This is a genomic window from Streptomyces pseudovenezuelae (assembly GCF_001513955.1).
Classification (GTDB): Bacteria; Actinomycetota; Actinomycetes; order Streptomycetales; family Streptomycetaceae; genus Streptomyces; species Streptomyces pseudovenezuelae.
Genome location: NZ_KQ948154.1, coordinates 298,015 through 310,619, shown reverse-complemented (window position 1 = coordinate 310,619; position 12,605 = coordinate 298,015). Strand labels below are relative to the sequence as shown.

Here is a 12,605-nt window from a genome sequence, read left to right as displayed (position 1 = left end):
GCGCCCCAGGCCAGTGGCTGCCGCCGACGCCGGCGCTGCCGGCGGCAGCCGTTCTCCGCTCTCAGCTCTCCGTGACCATGAGGGAGGCCATCATCCCCTCGTCCTCGTGCTGCAGCAGATGGCAGTGGAGCATGTACATGTAGGTGTCGTCGGCGAAGTCGGTGAACTCCATCGCGATCACGATCTCGCCGCCGCCGACGACCTCGTACGTGTCGTACCAGCCGAGGCCGACCCCCGTGGGCTCCTCGCCGTTGACGGAGATGAGCTGGTACGGCACGTCGTGCAGATGGAACGAGTGCTCCAGCTGACTGGCGTTGGTGATGGTCCAGATCTCCTTCGCGCCCAGCGTGGTGCTGATCATCGTCATGCCGGCCATGGTGAGTCCGGCGGAGCCGTTGATCTTCATGGTCGCGCCGGTGTTGCTGAGGGTGATGGTGCGCGCCGTGAAGTCGGAGGTGTCGTACCGCTCGATGGTGTTGAGGGTGCTCGGCAGGTCGTCCGGGGTGTCGGTGCCGCCGGCCGTGACGGTGAGGAAGTCGTAGGTGCCGGAGCCGCCGCGGATCCAGCCGGTCGTGATGACCGCCTGGAGGGTGACGTCCTCGGTGACGTCCATGACGAACTCGGCGCGCGCTCCGGCCACCAGGCGGATGGTGGTCACTTCGGCCGCCTCCGCCAGATAGCCCTGGTCGGTGGCGATCTGGGTCAGTGTGCCCCCGTCGCTGCGCTGGAGGGTGATGATGTCGGAGGGGGAGGCGTTGAGCGCCCGGAAGCGGTTGCGGGTCTTGGTGGCGGCGAAGGCGAGGGTGGTGTCGTCGACGTTCTCGCCGTTGACCAGCACCGGGAAGCTGAGGCCGGAGCTGAGGTAGCCGCTCTGGTCGTACTTGATGTCACCGGCGCTGTCCACGGCCAGGCACTGGAAGATCAGCGGGATGTCGTCCACGCCGTAGTCGCCGGGCAGCGCGGCGGAGGTGTCGGAGTCGTCCTCCACGATGATCATCCCGGCCAGGCCGTGGGTGGCCTGCTCGGCCGTGGTGCCCAGGGCGTGCGGGTGGTACCAGAGGGTCTTCGCCTCGTCGAGGACGGTGAAGGTGGGGGACCAGGTCGTCCCGGCGGCGAAGGCGCTCTGCGGTCCGCCGTCCATCTCGGCCGGGACGTGGGCGCCGTGGAAGTGGACGGTGGTGTCCTCGTCGAGGCCGTTGGTGATGTTCAGCAGCACGGTGTCGCCGTTGGTCCACTTCAGAGTGGGGCCGAGGAACGACTGGTTGTACCCCGCGGTGGTGCTGGTGACGCCGCTGAGCACCTCGGCGGTGCCGGTCTGGGCCGCCAGCGTGAAGGTGGTCGTGCCGTCGGAGGTGGTGCCCTCCAGCAGGTCCGGGATGGTGAGGGTGCCGTCCGTCGCGGCGGCCGCCTTGCTGCGGGTGCCCTCGGTCAGCAGGGAGAAGGCGGCCCCCGCCGCTCCCACGGCCCCGAGGCCCACCCCCGCCATCCCGCCGAGGAACTTCCTGCGGTGCAGCCCCTTGCGGCCCCCGCTCTCCTTGGTGTGCTCGCCCTTGGTCTTCCGGCCGTCTCGCGCGTGCGCGCCTCTGTCCGGCCCTGTGGTGTGTGTCATGGCCAGGGAGCCTCGGGCCACGGTCTGTGGGAGAACTGAGGTGAAGTTGGGTGCGAGCCCGCAACGCTGTGAAGCCGGAGCCCCGTCAACTCTCTTGAAGAAAAGCCAAGTCGACGGCCCGCAGGTCATGATCGGGGCGCGGGACATGTCGGGCGCGCGAGCGTGGCCGGAAGTTCATACCTACGCGGAGGCACTCCGCGCCCGCCGCACCAGCCCCATGTATCGGTCCCAGTCCCAGTGTTCGCCCGGGTCGGTGTGGTCCGTCCCCGGCACCTCGACATGGCCGATGATGTGCTCGCGGTCGACGGGGACGGCGTACCGCGCGCATATCCGGGCCGTGAGCCGCGCCGAGGCCGCGTACATCGCGTCCGTGAAGTCCTCGGGCCGGTCGACGAAGCCCTCGTGCTCGATGCCCACACTGCGTTCGTTGTAGGCGCGGTTGCCCGCGTGGTACGCCACGTCCAGCTCGCGGATCATCTGCGTGATGTGCCCGTCCCTGCGCACGATGTAGTGCGCCGCCGCCCCGTGTCCCGGGTCCTGGAACACCTTCACCGCGCTGGCGAAACTGCCCTGGGTGACATGGATGACCACCATGTCTATGCCGTAGTCGTCGGGCCGGTCCGCGCGCCGCCAGTTCGCGTCGGAGGCCGCCACCCACTGCGCGCCGCGGAAGTCGACCGCGCCCTCGACCCGGGGCTTCTCCACTCCCGGCGCCCGCCACCACAGCCGCGCCAGCTCGTCGCGGGCCAGCACCGCCGTGCCCACGGCGGCCGCCGTCCCGCCGATGAGCAGCGCCCGCCGGCCGATGCGGCGGTCGGTGTCCCCGGAACCCTCTGTCGCCCCCATGTGGTCGTCAACGGATACCCGGGCGCCCCGGTTCCCGCGTCCCCGTACTCTTGAAGGGTTATGACTGACACCACGCAGCGCCCTCTTCGCGTTCTCGCCGCCATGTCCGGAGGAGTGGACTCCGCCGTCGCCGCCGCCCGTGCCGCCGAGGCCGGCCATGACGTGACCGGCGTCCACCTCGCCCTCTCCGCGAACCCTCAATCGTTCCGCACGGGCGCGCGTGGCTGTTGCACCATCGAGGACTCGCGCGACGCCCGCCGCGCCGCCGACGTCATCGGCATCCCGTTCTACGTCTGGGACCTCGCAGACCGCTTCCGCGAGGACGTCGTCGAGGACTTCGTCGCCGAGTACGAGGCCGGCCGCACCCCCAACCCCTGCCTGCGCTGCAACGAGAAGATCAAGTTCGCCGCGCTGCTCGACAAGGCGCTCGCGCTGGGCTTCGACGCGGTGTGCACGGGCCACTACGCGAAGGTCCTGGTGGGCGAGGACGGCTCCCGCGAGCTGCACCGCGCCTCCGACATGGCGAAGGACCAGTCCTACGTCCTCGGCGTCCTGGACGAGAAGCAGCTGGCGCACGCCCTGTTCCCGCTCGGCGACACCGTCACCACCAAGGACGAGATCCGCGCCGAGGCCGAGCGCCGGGGCCTGGCGGTCGCCAAGAAGCCCGACTCGCACGACATCTGCTTCATCGCCGACGGCGACACCCAGGGCTTCCTCGCCCATCGGCTGGGGAAGGCGGAGGGCGACATCGTCGACGAGTCGGGCGCGAAGGTCGGCACCCACGAGGGCGCGTACGGCTTCACGATCGGCCAGCGCAAGGGGCTGCGCATCGGCACCCCGGCCGCCGACGGCAAGCCGCGCTATGTCCTCGACATCTCGCCGGTGAACAACACGGTGACGGTGGGCCCGGCCGCGGCCCTGGACGTGACCGCCCTGAGCGCGATCAAGCCCCGGTGGTGCGGTACCGCTCCGGTCGGCCCCGGTACCTACACCGCTCAGCTCCGCGCCCACGGCGGCGAGACCGAGGTCACCGCCGAACTCGTCGACGGCGCCCTGGAGGTCAGCTTCACGGAGCCGGTCCGCGGGGTGGCCCCGGGCCAGGCGATCGTGCTGTACGACGACACGCGGGTGGTGGGCTCGGCGACGATCGCGTCCACGGTGCGCGTACGGGCGGGCGTGGCCTGACGGCCCGGGCGCCGGGCGCGGGGGCGTCGAGCGCGGGGGTGGTGCCGCACGCGAGGCACGCCGACGTGGGCGGGACGCGCGCGTCGAACGCTCCGTGCCCGCGCGCCCAAGCCCCGCCCGCGACTCGTCGCCGGCCCGTCAGTCCGTGAAGAACTCCGCGAGGACCGGGGCCACGGCGGCCGGGTCGACCATGTGGGTCTGGCCCTCCAGGACGCGGTACGAGCCCTTCGGGGCCGCCTCCGCGACCGCCCTGGTGCCCTCGCGCATCCACTCGGGGCTCGCGCCGCCCGCGACGGCCAGCACCGGGACCGTGATCGAGGCCAGCCGGTCCCGGGGGACCAGACCGCCGGCCATGACCGCGTTGTCGTAGGCGAGGGTCGGGGCGACCGCCTCCATGCCGGGCCACATGGGGGACTGGCGGGCGCCCTGGATCATCTCCTCGCCCATGCCGGTGAGCCGCAGGAACAGCTCCACCGCGTCCCCGCGGCGCCCCTCGGCGAGCGCCGCGTCCAGGTTTCGGGTGTACGCGGCGTTCCCCTCGGCGCCGCCGTCGAGGAAGTCGGCGAACGGCGTCTCGTACACGGCGACCCGCCGGACCGGCAGCCCGCTCGCCGCGGCCTCCAGGACCAGCGCACCGCCGGACGAGATGCCGCACAGGCTCGCCTCGCCGCCCGCCGTCTCGATGAGCGCGGCGAGGTCCTCGACCTCACGGGCCACCGCGTAGGGGGCCGTGTCGCCGCTCGCGCCGCGCCCCCGGCGGTCGTAGACGAGGACGTCGAACCGCTCGGACAGCGGCACGGCCAGGGGCGCGACCGTGCCGCCCGTGGACATCGCGCCGCTGACGAGGATGACCGCCGGCCCCTGTCCGGTGCGTTCGTACGCGATCGGAGTGCCGTCGCGGGAGAGAGTCTTCTTGTCCATGCCTGTGGAGACTGCCGTACGGCGGCGGAGTCATCGGTCAGGACACGTCGACCTCGTAGAAACAGAGGTGGTCCTTGATCTCGGCGACGGCGGGCTTCGGCTCGGGATAGGACCACACCAGGTCGGGCGCGTCCGGCAGCGACCAGTAGGACGCGGTGCCCTTGAACGGGCAGTAGGTGTGGGTGTCGGAGGGGGTCAGCAGGTCGAGTCGTACGTCCTCGGCGGGGAGGTAGTAGCGCGCGGGACAGCCCGTCTCGCGCAGTACGAGGGCTCGTTCGCTCTCCGCGAGGACCTGGTCGCCGTGCACCACGCGCACGTGCTGGTCGACTTGCTCGATGGTGATCGTGTGTCCTTCGGCCATACCGGAAAAGCACGCGCGGGCCCCGGGTTCTTCCCGCGTACGGTGATCTCATGCGAATCTGCGTCTTCCTCTCCGCCGCCGACCTCGACGACCGCTACACGCGCCCCGCGCGGGAGTTCGCGAAGCTGCTGGGCAAGGGCGGGCACACCCTTGTGTGGGGCGGCTCGGACGTGGGCCTGATGAAGGTCGTCGCGGACGGGGTGCAGGAGGCGGGCGGCCGGCTCGTCGGGGTCTCGGTCCAGTTTCTGGCCGCCAAGGTCCGTCCCGGCGTGGACGAGATGGTGATCACGAAGGACCTCGCCGAGCGCAAGAGGCTGCTCCTGGAGAAGGCCGACGCCGTGGTGATCATGGTGGGCGGCACGGGCACCCTCGACGAGGCGACCGAGATCCTGGAGCTGAAGAAGCACGGGCACACCGAGAAGCCGGTCGTGCTGCTGAACACGGCGGGCTTCTACGACGGGCTGAAGGAGCAGTTCCGGCGCATGGAGGACGAGGGCTTCCTGCCGCGCCCGCTCACCGACCTGGTGTTCTTCGCGGAGGAGCCGGTGGGGGCGCTGGCGTACCTGGAGGAGTCGCTCGGTAAGGGCTGACCCCGTGATGCGAGCATGGCGGCATGGCTACACATGTGATCACCGGAGCGGGCTCAGGCATCGGCGCGGCGGTGGCCCGGCGGCTGCACGCGCGCGGGGACGAACTCGTGCTGCACGCGCGTGACGCTGGCCGCGCGAAGGAACTGGCGGCACAGTTCCCAGGGGCGCGGACCCTGGTCGGGGACCTGGCCGACCCCGACAAGCTGAGCTGGGCCTTCTCGCACCAGACGCTGCCGGACCGGGTGGACTCCCTGCTGCACATCGCCGGCGTGGTCGACCTCGGCCCGGTCGCCGAGCTGACCCCCAAGTCCTGGCGTCACCAGCTGAACGTCAACCTGATCGCCCCGGCCGAGCTGACCCGCCACTTCCTGCCCCAACTCCGGCTGGCCCGGGGCCATGTGGTGTTCGTGAACTCCGGCGCGGGTCTGAACGCGCACGCCGACTGGTCCGCCTACGCCGCCTCCAAGCACGGCCTGAAGGCCCTCGCGGACTCGCTGCGCCACGAGGAGCACACGAACGGCGTCCGCGTCACCTCGGTCTACCCCGGTCGCACCGCGAGTCCCATGCAGGCCAAGGTCCATCAGCAGGAGGGCAAGGAGTACGACCCCGCGCGGTGGATCGACCCGGAGTCGGTGGCAACGACGATCCTCACGGCGATCGATCTGCCGAGGGACGCGGAGATCAACGACCTGACGGTGCGTCCCGGGCGCTGAGGACTTTCCTTCTACCCTGCTCCTCAAACGCCGGAGGGGCTGAAATCAGCCCGTCCGGCGTTTGAGGACGAGGCCCGTTCAGGGCCGATGGGGGTCTGGGGGCGCAGCCCCCAGGGATGGGACGGGCAGGGGCGGCGGGGGCGAGAACGCCCTCGCCGCGACCTACGTAGGCTTCGCACGTGACCGCAGACATCCGCTTCGCCCCCGCCACCGGCATCGGCTCCCTCCCCGGCGGCGACGCCCGTGAGGCCGCCAGGACCGCCACCGGCTCCTTCGAGGACTTCCCGTTCCTGCCCGAACTGCCCGCCCGCGGCCCCGGCGCCGACATGATCGGCCGTACCGCGGGCATGCTCGTCGAGCTGTACGCGCGCGTGGAGCCCAGCGGGTGGCGGATCGGGGACCGGCCCGGCCGGGACACCAAGCGGGCCCGGTCCTGGCTGGGGGAGGACCTCGACGCCCTGGAGGAGTTCACCCAGGGGTACGAGGGGCAGCTCAAGGTGCAGGCCGTCGGGCCCTGGACGCTCGCCGCCGCGCTGGAGCTGAGGAACGGCGAGGTGGCCCTCTCGGACCCCGGCGCCTGCCGGGACCTCGCCGCCTCGCTCGCGGAGGGGCTGCGGCTGCACCTGGAGGACGTCCGGGCCCGGGTGCCCGGCGCGCAGATCGTGCTCCAGCTCGACGAGCCCTCCCTCATCGCCGTGCTGCGCGGACACGTGAGGTCGGCCAGCGGATACCGGACCCACCGGGCCGTGGACCGGCAGGTCGTGGAGGCCGGCCTGCGCGATGTCGTCGGGGTTCACGCGGACGGGCCCGTCGTGGTCCACTCGTGCGCACCGGACGTCCCCTTCGCCCTGCTGCGGAGGGCGGGTGCGGCGGCGGTCTCCTTCGACCTCTCGCTCCTCACCGAGCGTGACGACGACGCGATCGGTGAGGCGGTGGAAGGGGGCACGAGGCTCTTCGCCGGTGTCGTGCCGGGCACGGACACCGCATTGTCAGACCCTGCCGGTAGCGTCATGGGTGTCAGGACGCTGTGGCGCAGGCTGGGGCTGCATCCGGGACTTCTCGCGGAGGCGGTCACGGTCACTCCGTCGTGCGGACTCGCGGGGGCCTCCCCGGAGTACGCGCGCAAGGCTCTCGCCCACTGCGCCCAGGCGGCGAGATCCCTCGCGGACAACCCAGAGTAACGGGAGGACAACACGGTGGCCGGCGACAAGCAAGCGGAGACGACGGTGCCCGCGGAGGCACGGGAGAAGCACGCGCAGCTCGCTGAGCAGATCGAGGAGCACCGCTTCCGGTACTACGTGAACGACGCGCCGGTCGTCAGCGACGCCGACTTCGACAAGCTCCTGCGCTCCCTCGAAGCCCTGGAGGAGGAGTACCCCGAGCTGCGCACCCCCGACTCGCCGACCCAGAAGGTCGCGGGCGCGTACGAGACCGAGTTCACGTCCGTCCAGCACCGCTCCCGGATGCTCTCCCTGGACAACGCGTTCAGCGACGAGGAGCTGGCGGCCTGGGCGGAGCGGGTGGCCAAGGACGTCGGCACCACCGACTACCACCTGCTGTGCGAGCTCAAGGTGGACGGGCTCGCCGTCAACCTCACCTACGAGCACGGCCGCCTCACCCGCGCGGCCACCCGCGGCGACGGCCGCACCGGCGAGGACATCACGCCCAACGTCCGCACCATCGCCGAGATCCCGGACCGTCTCACCGGCGACAAGGTCCCCGACCTCGTGGAGGTCCGCGGCGAGGTCTACTTCCCGATGGAGAAGTTCGAGGAGCTCAACGCCCGTCTGGTCGAGGCCGGCGACAAGCCCTTCGCCAACCCGCGCAACGCGGCGGCCGGTTCACTGCGCCAGAAGGACCCGCGCGTCACCGCCACCCGCCCCCTCCACATGGTCGTGCACGGCATCGGCGCCCTGGAGGGCTTCACCGGCATGACCCGCCTCTCCCAGGGCTACGACCTCCTCAAGTCCTGGGGCCTGCCCACCGCGAAGCACAACAAGGTGGTCGACGGTCTCGACGGTGTGCGGGAGTTCATCGCCTACTTCGGCGAGAACCGCCACTCCGTGGAGCACGAGATCGACGGGGCCGTCGTCAAGCTCGACGAGATCCCGCTCCAGGGCCGTCTCGGCTCGACCTCCCGCGCCCCGCGCTGGGCGATCGCGTACAAGTACGCGCCCGAGGAGGTCAACACCAAGCTCATCAACATCCGGGTGGGCGTGGGCCGTACGGGCCGGGTCACGCCGTACGCCCAGGTCGAGCCGGTGACGGTGGCCGGCTCCGAGGTCGAGTTCGCCACCCTGCACAACCAGGACGTCGTCAAGCTCAAGGGCGTCCTCATCGGCGACACCGTGGTGCTGCGCAAGGCCGGTGACGTGATCCCCGAGATCCTCGGCCCGGTCGTCGACCTGCGCGACGGCAGCGAGCGCGAGTTCGTGATGCCGGCCGAGTGCCCCGAGTGCGGCACCGCGCTGCGGCCCATGAAGGAGGGCGACGTCGACCTGCGCTGCCCCAACGCCCGCACCTGCCCCGCCCAGTTGCGCGAACGCCTGTTCTATCTCGCGGGCCGCAAGTCGCTGGACATCGAGCACTTCGGTTACGTCGCCGCGGCAGCGCTCACCAAGCCGCTGGAGCCCTCGGATCCGCCGCTGACCGACGAGGGCGACCTGTTCGACCTCACCATCGAGCAGCTGCTGCCCATCAAGGCGTACGTCCTCGACCAGGACAGCGGGCTGCCCAAGCGCGACCCGAAGACCGGCGAGGAGAAGGTCGCCACGGTCTTCGCCAACCAGCAGGGCGAGCCGAAGAAGAACGCCGTCGCCATGCTGGAGAACATCGCCGCCGCCAAGGAGCGTCCGCTCGCCCGCGTCCTGACCGGTCTGTCGATCCGCCATGTCGGCCCGGTCGCCGCCGAGGCGCTGGCGCGCAACTTCCGCTCGATCGACCGCATCGAGCAGGCGAGCGAGGAGGAGCTGGCGAACACCGACGGTGTCGGCCCGATCATCGCCAGATCCCTCAAGGAGTGGTTCGCGGAGGACTGGCACCAGGAGATCCTGCGCAAGTGGAAGGCCGCGGGCGTGCGCACGGAGGAGGAGGGCTCGGGGGAGGACGAGGGCCCGCGTCCCCTCGAAGGGCTCACCGTCGTGGTCACCGGCACCCTGGAGCGCTTCACCCGGGACGGGGCCAAAGAGGCGCTGCAATCCAGGGGGGCGAAAGTGACCGGGTCGGTTTCGAAGAAGACGTCTTTCGTCGTCGTGGGTGACAATCCGGGCTCCAAGTACGACAAAGCGATGCAACTCAAGGTCCCTGTCCTGAACGAGGACGGCTTCGACGTCCTGTTGGAGCAGGGCCCCGAGGCGGCCACCGATGTGGCGCTTCCCACGGAGGAGTAGCGCGGAGCGGCGGTTGAAGGCCACCCGATCGGCGCATACCAGATGCATACGGGTGGCCGGGGCGCATTCGGGCAACCGTCGACGACCGCTGCCCGTGGAAGCCTTCTGCGGCCTACTGTTGAGATGTGCGCCTGCCGTGCCCAGCTGCGGTCGGGGCATCCCCCTGCTCCTGATGAGCCGGGGGAAGGGTTTTCCAACGCGGCGCCGTCGAGGGTTTTGTCGGGCGAACGAGCCGCGTGGCGTGGGCACCGCCGGCTGTGAGAGGGACGGGAATGGAACCGACCGAGAGCGCCGCCCCGGACTCACGGCTGCGCCGGCTCACCGGCGCCCTGCGGGCGAGCCGGTGGGCCGGGCGGCCTTCGGAGCATCCGGGCGCGGAGGGCCGGGCCGCCGGACAGTACACCGCGGCCGCGAGCGCCGCCCAGCTCACCGCCGAGCGCGCCCCCGGTGTGCCGGACCCCGACACCGACCGGCACCTGTCCTGGCCCGCACTGCCCACGTCGGTCGTCGCGGCGGCCGGCTTCGTGCTGGGCGCGGGCTTCTACCGGGCGTTCACCGGCGGTCACGCGCTCTTCCCGTCCGGCACCGTCGGCTGGTCGCTGGCCGTGCTGACCGGAGTCATCGTCGGCCACCTGGTCGCCCTCGGCAGGGCCCGCTGGTGGGGCGGCACCGGCTCGGGCGCCGCCCTGACCCTCGCCGTCCTGCTGCTGTACGGCTGGGTGTCCGCCGGCCTGGTCAGCCTCACCGTGGTGCTGCTGGTCGGCATAGCCAGGCGCCACCGCTGGCGGCAGGGCATCCTGCACGGCGCGGTGGACATCCTCGGCATAGCCGCCGGCGCCCTGGTCCTCGCCGCGTTCGGCCAGTCGCCGTCCGTCGAGACCCCCTGGAACCCCGACACCTGGACCTTCTACACCGGACCCGAGGTGGTCCTGGTCGCCGTGGCCTATCTCGCGGTCACCCGGGCCCTGGGCTGGTATCTGCACTCCTCCGGCCACGCGGGTCTGCCCACCGTGGCCCGCACCGCCCTGGTCAGACAGGGACTGGTCGCGGTCGCGCTGCTCGGCATCGCCCCGCTGGTCTGTGTGGTCGCCGCCGCCAAGCCGGTGCTGCTGCCGCTGTTCTCGATCCCCCTCATCGCCCTCGACTCCACCCTGTGGATGGCCCGGGCCCGCGCCGAGGAGCAGCTGCGCGACCCGCTGACCGGACTGCCCAACCGACAGTGGCTCCTGGAGCGCATCTGGAGCGCCCTGGACGACGCCGAGCGCATCGACGCCCGGTCCGCGCTGATGCTCATCGACCTCGACCGTTTCCGCTCGGTCAACGACACCCTGGGCCATCTCGCCGGTGACCGGCTGCTCCTCCAGATCGCCGACCGGCTGCGGATCGCGCTGCCGCGCGGGGCGGAGGCGGCGCGGCTCGGCGGCGACGAGTTCGCCGTCTTACTGCCGGTCGCCGACTCCACGACCTCCGCGACCCGGGTCGCCCGCAACCTGGTCGCCGCCCTCAGCTCCCCGCTCGACCTCGACGGGCTCACCCTCGTCCTGGAGGCCAGCGCCGGGGTCGCCGTCTTCCCCGACCACGCCGTGGACGCCGAGGGGCTGCTGCGGCGGGCGGACGTGGCGATGTACCAGGCCAAGCGGGACCGTACCGGCGTAGAGGTCTACGAGTCCAAGCGGGACTCCAACACCCCCGACCGGCTCGGCCTCCTCGGCGATCTGCGCCGGGCCCTGGACGCGCACGAGGTGCAGCTGCACTACCAGCCCAAGGTGCGCTTCGACGGACAGGTCGCCGGTCTGGAGGCCCTGGTGCGCTGGGTGCACCCGGAGCGCGGGCGGGTACCACCGGACGAGTTCATCGCGATCGCCGAGTCGTCCGGGCTGATGCCCCACCTGACCGAGTACGTCCTCGACACGGCCCTCGCCCAGGTCGCCGAGTGGCGGGCGCAGGGTCTGTACGTCCCGGTGGCGGTCAATGTCTCCCCGCGTGACGTGCACACCCCGGGCTTCGCCGGCTCGGTGGCCGCGCGCCTCGCCCGGCACGGCGTCCCCGCGGGCGCCCTCCAGCTGGAGATCACCGAACACGTCCTCCTCGAAGACCCCTCACGGGCCGCGGACACCCTCGCCGCCCTGACCGGGCACGGCGTGAAGATGTCCCTGGACGACTTCGGCACCGGCTACTCCTCCCTGGTCCACCTGCGCCGCCTGCCCGTCAGCGAACTGAAGATCGACCGTTCCTTCGTGGCCAAGCTGGCCGTCGACACCGAGGACGCGGAGATCGTCCGCTGCACCGTCGACCTCGCCCACTCGCTGGGCCTGCTGGTGGTGGCGGAGGGCGTGGAGGACGACGAGACCTGGGAGCGACTGCGCGACATGGGCTGCGACGCCGTACAGGGCTGGCTGGTGGCGGCGGCGATGCCCCCGGAGGAGACGACGGCGTGGCTGCTGGCGCGGGGGTCGCGGGGCTGGCAGCGACCGAGGGCAGCGCTGCCTGCGGCGGAGTGAACATTCCGGCCGACCTGTGCGGCTTTTGTCTTCAGGGGCGCGGGGAACTGCGCGACAAGCCACGACGTACCCGCGGCCGCTCCACGACGGACTCGGGCACCCCCCTTGCGAATCCGTTTAACAGCCAGAGGTCACCGCGCCATAGGATTGGGCCCCGAACCACACACACTCACCCCAGAGGATCGCTGCATGCCTGGCATCACGCGCGAGGAGGTCGCCCACCTCGCACGGCTGGCGCGTCTGGAGCTGAAGCCCGAAGAGCTAGAGCACTTCGCGGGACAGCTGGACGACATCATCGGCGCGGTCGCACGCGTCAGTGAGGTCGCCGATCAAGACGTACCGCCGACGTCGCACCCGCTCCCGCTGACGAACGTCATGCGGGCGGACGAGGTCCGTCCGTCGCTCACCCCCGAGCAGGCGCTCTCCGGCGCCCCGGCCCAGGAGCAGCAGCGTTTCAAGGTGCCGCAGATCCTGGGGGAGGACTAACCGC

General features: G+C 71.4%; 11 protein-coding genes. 7 read left to right on the top strand and 4 right to left on the bottom strand.

From position 1 onward, the window contains the following. Positions 1 to 61: 61 nt before the first annotated feature. Together AQI94_RS39935 and AQI94_RS39930 are read right to left on the bottom strand one after the other, a co-directional pair. Positions 62 to 1,609 (bottom strand): multicopper oxidase family protein, encoded by a 1,548-nt coding sequence (locus AQI94_RS39935; protein WP_031052286.1) that lies wholly within the window; start codon positions 1,607 to 1,609, stop codon positions 62 to 64. Between the two features lie 180 nt (positions 1,610 to 1,789). Then, on the bottom strand, positions 1,790 to 2,455 hold the full coding sequence (locus tag AQI94_RS39930; protein WP_062230285.1) for an N-acetylmuramoyl-L-alanine amidase: 666 nt from the start codon (positions 2,453 to 2,455) through the stop codon (positions 1,790 to 1,792). 60 nt (positions 2,456 to 2,515) lie between these two features. On the opposite strand from AQI94_RS39930, the gene mnmA reads away from it, so the two are divergent. Further along, positions 2,516 to 3,640, top strand: a complete 1,125-nt coding sequence (mnmA, locus tag AQI94_RS39925; protein WP_031054231.1) for a tRNA 2-thiouridine(34) synthase MnmA — start codon at positions 2,516 to 2,518, stop codon at positions 3,638 to 3,640. A 138-nt stretch (positions 3,641 to 3,778) separates the two neighbouring features. Here mnmA and AQI94_RS39920 read toward each other — a convergent pair whose 3' ends face one another. Together AQI94_RS39920 and AQI94_RS39915 are read right to left on the bottom strand one after the other, a co-directional pair. Continuing rightward, positions 3,779 to 4,561 (bottom strand): alpha/beta fold hydrolase, encoded by a 783-nt coding sequence (locus AQI94_RS39920; RefSeq protein ID WP_031061915.1) that lies wholly within the window; start codon positions 4,559 to 4,561, stop codon positions 3,779 to 3,781. A 37-nt stretch (positions 4,562 to 4,598) separates the two neighbouring features. Next, the gene (locus AQI94_RS39915) at positions 4,599 to 4,922 is read right to left on the bottom strand and encodes a DUF427 domain-containing protein (RefSeq protein WP_031061911.1); all 324 of its coding nucleotides are present in this window, start codon (positions 4,920 to 4,922) and stop codon (positions 4,599 to 4,601) included. A gap of 50 nt (positions 4,923 to 4,972) precedes the next feature. On the opposite strand from AQI94_RS39915, the gene AQI94_RS39910 reads away from it, so the two are divergent. The 6 genes from AQI94_RS39910 to gatC all read left to right on the top strand — a co-directional run bounded on the left by AQI94_RS39910 (position 4,973) and on the right by gatC (position 12,601). Continuing rightward, the gene (locus AQI94_RS39910) at positions 4,973 to 5,512 is read left to right on the top strand and encodes an LOG family protein (protein ID WP_031061909.1); all 540 of its coding nucleotides are present in this window, start codon (positions 4,973 to 4,975) and stop codon (positions 5,510 to 5,512) included. Positions 5,513 to 5,535: 23 nt separating this feature from the next. Then, a complete protein-coding gene (locus tag AQI94_RS39905) occupies positions 5,536 to 6,225 on the top strand; it encodes an SDR family oxidoreductase (protein ID WP_031061906.1) in 690 nt (229 codons plus the stop codon). Positions 6,226 to 6,404: 179 nt separating this feature from the next. Further along, entirely contained in the window at positions 6,405 to 7,406 is a 1,002-nt protein-coding gene (locus AQI94_RS39900) for a methionine synthase (RefSeq protein WP_031061902.1), read from the top strand. Between the two features lie 15 nt (positions 7,407 to 7,421). Further along, entirely contained in the window at positions 7,422 to 9,614 is a 2,193-nt protein-coding gene (gene ligA, locus AQI94_RS39895; protein ID WP_031061901.1) for an NAD-dependent DNA ligase LigA, read from the top strand. A 272-nt stretch (positions 9,615 to 9,886) separates the two neighbouring features. Further along, positions 9,887 to 12,115, top strand: a complete 2,229-nt coding sequence (locus AQI94_RS39890) for a putative bifunctional diguanylate cyclase/phosphodiesterase (RefSeq protein WP_062230283.1) — start codon at positions 9,887 to 9,889, stop codon at positions 12,113 to 12,115. Positions 12,116 to 12,304: 189 nt separating this feature from the next. Next, positions 12,305 to 12,601, top strand: a complete 297-nt coding sequence (gene gatC / locus AQI94_RS39885) for an Asp-tRNA(Asn)/Glu-tRNA(Gln) amidotransferase subunit GatC (protein WP_007384860.1) — start codon at positions 12,305 to 12,307, stop codon at positions 12,599 to 12,601. The last annotated feature ends 4 nt before the right edge of the window (positions 12,602 to 12,605 follow it).

Bases quoted from the DNA above. Each gene is read 5' to 3' on its own strand.
- AQI94_RS39935 (WP_031052286.1), bottom strand. From the start codon at position 1,609: ATGACACACACCACAGGGCCGGACAGAGGCGCGCACGCGCGAGACGGC.
- AQI94_RS39930 (WP_062230285.1), bottom strand. From the start codon at position 2,455: ATGGGGGCGACAGAGGGTTCCGGGGACACCGACCGCCGCATCGGCCGG.
- mnmA (WP_031054231.1), top strand. From the start codon at position 2,516: ATGACTGACACCACGCAGCGCCCTCTTCGCGTTCTCGCCGCCATGTCC.
- AQI94_RS39920 (WP_031061915.1), bottom strand. From the start codon at position 4,561: ATGGACAAGAAGACTCTCTCCCGCGACGGCACTCCGATCGCGTACGAA.
- AQI94_RS39915 (WP_031061911.1), bottom strand. From the start codon at position 4,922: ATGGCCGAAGGACACACGATCACCATCGAGCAAGTCGACCAGCACGTG.
- AQI94_RS39910 (WP_031061909.1), top strand. From the start codon at position 4,973: ATGCGAATCTGCGTCTTCCTCTCCGCCGCCGACCTCGACGACCGCTAC.
- AQI94_RS39905 (WP_031061906.1), top strand. From the start codon at position 5,536: ATGGCTACACATGTGATCACCGGAGCGGGCTCAGGCATCGGCGCGGCG.
- AQI94_RS39890 (WP_062230283.1), top strand. From the start codon at position 9,887: ATGGAACCGACCGAGAGCGCCGCCCCGGACTCACGGCTGCGCCGGCTC.
- gatC (WP_007384860.1), top strand. From the start codon at position 12,305: ATGCCTGGCATCACGCGCGAGGAGGTCGCCCACCTCGCACGGCTGGCG.